3 protein-coding genes are annotated in these 3,077 nt (G+C 68.4%); 1 reads left to right on the top strand and 2 read right to left on the bottom strand.

The window, feature by feature from the left end:
- Positions 1–573: transposase family protein (locus ACGFU7_RS47755; protein WP_393705063.1), on the bottom strand; the 573-nt coding region annotated here is incomplete at its 3' end.
- A 44-nt stretch (positions 574–617) separates the two neighbouring features.
- Positions 618–1,148 carry a hypothetical protein gene (locus ACGFU7_RS47750; RefSeq protein WP_393705061.1) on the bottom strand — a complete coding sequence of 177 codons (531 nt, stop codon included), beginning with the start codon at positions 1,146–1,148 and terminating at the stop codon, positions 618–620.
- A gap of 415 nt (positions 1,149–1,563) precedes the next feature.
- Here ACGFU7_RS47750 and ACGFU7_RS47745 point away from each other — a divergent pair, with 415 nt between their 5' ends.
- Positions 1,564–2,991 carry a serine hydrolase domain-containing protein gene (locus ACGFU7_RS47745; RefSeq protein ID WP_393705059.1) on the top strand — a complete coding sequence of 476 codons (1,428 nt, stop codon included), beginning with the start codon at positions 1,564–1,566 and terminating at the stop codon, positions 2,989–2,991.
- Positions 2,992–3,077: the final 86 nt, after the last annotated feature.

Raw genomic sequence — 3,077 nt, 5'->3', positions numbered from 1 at the left:
AGCGACCGCCCCCAGCTCAAACTCGCGCAGCCGCGCGCACAGCTTCTCGTAGCGGGCTGCTGTGATCTCGCTGCACGCGCCGCGGCGGGCCGAGGAGATCCACAGCAGCCGCCCCTTCGCATCGGTCAGGGCGAGGAAGAGCAGGCCGTGCGCCTTGTGCTTGCCCGAGTAGTTCTTCCGGTTCGCCCGACCGGTCCGTCGCCGGGTGCGGATCAGCGTGCCGTCCAGCAGCACCACGCACCCGCTGTCCTTGGCCACTTTCGCCAGCGCGCGGTCCAGGCGCGGGGAGCGGGCGGCCGGCAGGTCGATCCCTTCCAGCACCCAGCGCCGCACCGTGGAGGCCGACACGCCCGTGCCGCCGGCCAGGTCGGCCAGCCGCTCGTCGTTGCGCAGGTGGGCGAGCACGATCACGGCGATCCGCCCGTCGTTCAGGGTGCGCCACCGCGAGCGGATCTTCTTGCGGTGGGCGCGGATCAACGAGGCCACATGGTTGACGGTGGCGCTCGACAGCGGCAGGCGGACGGAGTAGACAAGGCTTATGTCGCCCCCGGCGGGGCTGGCGTTCTTCTTCACGCGTTGCCCAACTCTCGCCGGAAGCAAGCACGTTACGGCCGGAATCAGCCTTTGCGCGGAACAGGCCACGGGCTACCGGGGCAGGTAGCGCCCGGCGGGCGTGCGGGTGATCCAGCCACGCTCGCCAGCCTGCGCAGCTTCCCGCGCACCGGCTCCACCTTCGTCGGCAGCAGATCCAGCCCCAGCTCGCGGGTCACGTCCTTGGCCTGCAACGGGCCGCCGCCGCACACGACGCCCTCCATGATCGCCCGGTAGTCGGTGGGCAGGTCCTCGATCCGGCTCTCGGGGCCGAGCGGGCCGAACAGCAGCTGGCTCGCGGCGCCCGGCGTGGTACCGGCACTCTGCGAGAGCACGGCCGGGGCACCGCCAGTGGCCTCCTCCAGGACTTGCTCCCAGGCCGCGGCATCGGGATGCCCCGCATCGGCATCCTCCTGATACTGCCGGTAGACGATCTCGGCCATATCCAGCCGGGCCACCTCGGTCTCCACGTCGGCCAACTGCTTGCGCAGCCGCTCGGCGTGTTCACTCAGCACGACGCGGCGCTCCAGCACCCACACCATCAGGTTCTGGACCATGTCCCCTCTTTCGCAAGCCCGCCGTCACAGCCCTGCTCGCAGGGGACGAATGCGCAGCGTGCAGGAGATCCAGGAAAACGAACCGGCGCAGAGCGACGGATGATCTTCCCATCACGATCACTGTGACGAGCTGCGCGAGCACCCCAACGACTACTCACGCCAGGCCGGCTGGTGTTGCTGCTTGCCGGCCAGATCAACGGCGGCGCCCACAAGCCCGCACCTGCCCCACGCCCCCTCGTGCGCAGAGCTGTCCGACACCGCCATTGACCCATGAAGAAAAACCCCATGGACCCGCGATTCGACCTGCTCGTAACATACCCAGGCTGACAGCCCCTGCTTCATGCACATTGCTGTCCTCGATCCACCTCCGACTCAACGTCGAACCAGATCCGCGTGCATCTGTCAGGGAGTCACAATGTCTTCTCAACGCACCCTGCTTCCACGTTCAGCACCGGCTGCCTCGGGAATCTCGTCCCGTTCGATCGCCGCGCTGCTGGACCGGCTCGAAGCACGATCCGTCGAGTGTCACTCCATCATGGTCGTGCACCACGGTCACGTCGTCGCCGAAGGCTGGTGGGCGCCGTACTCGGCCGAACGCCCGCATCTTCTCTACTCGCTGACCAAGTCGTTCACGTCGATCGCCGTGGGGCTCGCGATCGGCGACGGGCTGCTCTCGCTGGACGACCGTGTGGTGGACGTGCTGCCCGACCGCGTCCCGGCCGACGTCTCGGAGCAGGGGCGCCGCATCACCGTTCACCACCTGCTGTCCATGACGTCCGGGCACCCCACCGACAGCCTCGCCGAGGCGTGGGAGCGGGAACCCGACGACTTGGTGAAGGGCTTCCTGAGCCTGCCGTTCGCCGCGGCCGAGGGAACGCGGCACACCTACGACAACTCAACCACCTACATCCTGGCCCGGATGGTGGAGAGGGTCACGGGCCGCGGTCTTCCGGAGTTCCTCGACGTGCGCCTGTTTACGCCGATGGGCATCGACCACGCCGAGTGGGACCGGGTGGCCAGTGGCGCCGCCTTCGGATTCCACGGACTGCACTTGACGACCGAGGGCGTCGCCGCCTTCGGCGAACTGCTGCGGCGCGGAGGCATGTGGGGCGACCAACAACTCGTCCCACGCGGTTGGGTGGAGCTGGCGACCAGTCGGCACATCGACAGCGAGTGGATCCTGGACGGATCGGACCAGGCGGACTTCTCTTACGGCTACGGCTATCAGTTCTGGATGTCGCGTCACGGGTACCACGGTCATGGCTCCTTCGGACAGCAGTGTGTAGTGGTCACCTCGCACGATCTCGTGGTCGCCGTGACCGCCCAAGGGGAGTCCCAGGAGGTGCTCGACGCCGTATGGGAGTGCCTGCTGCCCGGCGTGGACCATACGGGAAGCGCCCAGGACGACGAGATCCTCGCCGATCGGCTGCAGCAACTGTCATTGTCGCCGGTGCCGGGTTCCGCCGACCCGGGGCGTTCGGCCAGCGCGACACTCGACGCCTCCGCTGAGGGCTCGGCCCTGCCCGACGGAACGACGGTGATCATCGATCCCATCGACGGCGGATGGCTCGTACGGTTCGAGTCGCTCCTCGACGTTGAGGTCGGCCATGGCGACTGGCGGGAAAGCTCCCCGCTCGGCCGGCCTGTCGTCGCGGCCGGTGCCTGGCAGGGCAGCACATTCGTCGCCGATCTCTACGTCGTCACCACCCCGCACCGCGTTCAACTGGTCGTCGACGCCGAGGCGAGGACCGCAGCGGCGACATGGAGCACCGTGCCCCTGACCGGCCCCAGCCTGGAATTGCACGTGAGGTCGCCACTGATGACACGACCTGACGTCGCGTAGGAGATGGCGGCCGAGCAGGTGTTGCCGTAGGCCGCTACGAGAAGCTGTGCGCGCGGCCGCGGGAGCTTGAGCTGGGGGCGGTCGCC

Source organism: Streptomyces sp. NPDC048473, assembly GCF_043200155.1.
Lineage (GTDB): Bacteria > Actinomycetota > Actinomycetes > Streptomycetales > Streptomycetaceae > Streptomyces.
This window is presented reverse-complemented; position numbering and strand designations above follow the sequence as displayed.

What these genes read in the sequence shown, in the direction of transcription:
- ACGFU7_RS47750 (WP_393705061.1), bottom strand. Translation starts at nt 1,148, where the DNA reads ATGGTCCAGAACCTGATGGTGTGGGTGCTGGAGCGCCGCGTCGTGCTG.
- ACGFU7_RS47745 (WP_393705059.1), top strand. Translation starts at nt 1,564, where the DNA reads ATGTCTTCTCAACGCACCCTGCTTCCACGTTCAGCACCGGCTGCCTCG.